Origin of the sequence: Streptomyces sp. NRRL B-24572 (assembly GCF_002156145.1) — a bacterium.
Lineage (GTDB): Bacteria > Actinomycetota > Actinomycetes > Streptomycetales > Streptomycetaceae > Streptomyces > Streptomyces vietnamensis.
Genome location: NZ_MWIG01000979.1, coordinates 2,771 through 4,028 on the forward strand (window position 1 = coordinate 2,771; position 1,258 = coordinate 4,028).

1 protein-coding gene is annotated in these 1,258 nt (G+C 74.2%); it reads left to right on the top strand.

Going from position 1 to position 1,258, the window contains the following annotated elements; translation table 11 throughout:
- Positions 1 to 176: 176 nt before the first annotated feature.
- On the top strand, positions 177 to 1,258 hold a 1,082-nt coding region (locus CCN56_RS39135; protein WP_256962417.1), incomplete at its 3' end, for a sensor histidine kinase.

Sequence of the window (1,258 nt, forward strand, 5' to 3'; positions counted from 1 at the left end):
CCGCATCCAGACCCAGCTGGCGAACCTGCCGCAGGCCTAGCCCGTACGGCGAAGGGGCCCGGAACCGTCGCGCACGGTTCCGGGCCCCTTCGGCTTTGTCCGTTTGTGTGTGACATCACGCGACTTGTGACCGAAGTCCAGAGGCCCGGGACGAAAGACCCTGGATGATGGAGGGCATGCTCCGCCTCCCCACCGTCCCCGCGCTCCGCCGCTGCGTGGACCGGTGGGCCGTCTCGCCCCGCGCCCTCGACGTCGTCGCCGCGCTCAGCGCCTTCGGCCTGATGGTCCTGGACGTGCCGGGGCTCGCCCGCGCCGACAACTCCCTCACCGGCGTCACCGCGACCCTGGTCCTGGCGGCCGGCGCGGCCACGCTCGTGCTGCGCCGCCGGCTGCCGTGGCTGCCGTACGCGGTGGCGCTCGGCCTGATGGGCTGGCTGCACGAGCTGACCATGATCCAGTTCGCGCTCTACTCGATCGGCCGGTTCCGGGGCCGGCGCGCCGCGACCGCCGCGACCCTGCTGTACGTCGCCGTGGCGTACGCCTACTTCCTCACACCCGGCTGGCCCGCCGAGCACGGCGAGACCGTCAGCGACTTCCTCAGCCTGGTCGTCCCGATCGGCGTCCTCGCGGCGGGCGTCGGCATCGCCGCGTACCGGCAGGACCTCGTCCGCGCCCTGGAGGCCCAGCGCCGCGAGGCCGCCGCCCGGCAGGCCGTCCAGGAGGAGCGGATCTCCGTCGGCCGGGACGTCCACGACCTGGTCGGCCGCGAGCTCACCGTCCTCGCGGTGCGGGCCGAGGTCCTCGCCGTACGGGCCAGGGGAGAGGCCCACCAGAAGGACTTCGAGGAGCTCGCGGACACCGCCCGGCGCGCCCACCTCATGCTCAACGAGACGATCGTGCGCCGCGCCGACCGGGACGCCGCCACGCCCGGCCTCGAAGGGCTCGCCGAGCTCGCCGGGGAGAGCGAACGGATGGGCAGCCCCGTCGATCTGACGGTCGCCGAGGAGGCCAAGGCGCTGTCCCCGCTCCGGCAGGCCGCCGTCCACCGCGTCGTACGGGAGTGCCTGACGAACGCCGCCAAGCACGCGCCCGGCCTCCCGGTGACCGTCGCGATCACGGTCGAGGGGCCCGACCTGCGGATCGAGGTCCGCAACCCGCTGCCGAAGACCCCGCCGACCCCGGCGCCCGTCTCGACCGGCACCGGCCTGTTCTCCATGGAGGAGCGGGTCACCAGCATGGGCGGCACGCTGAAGGCCCG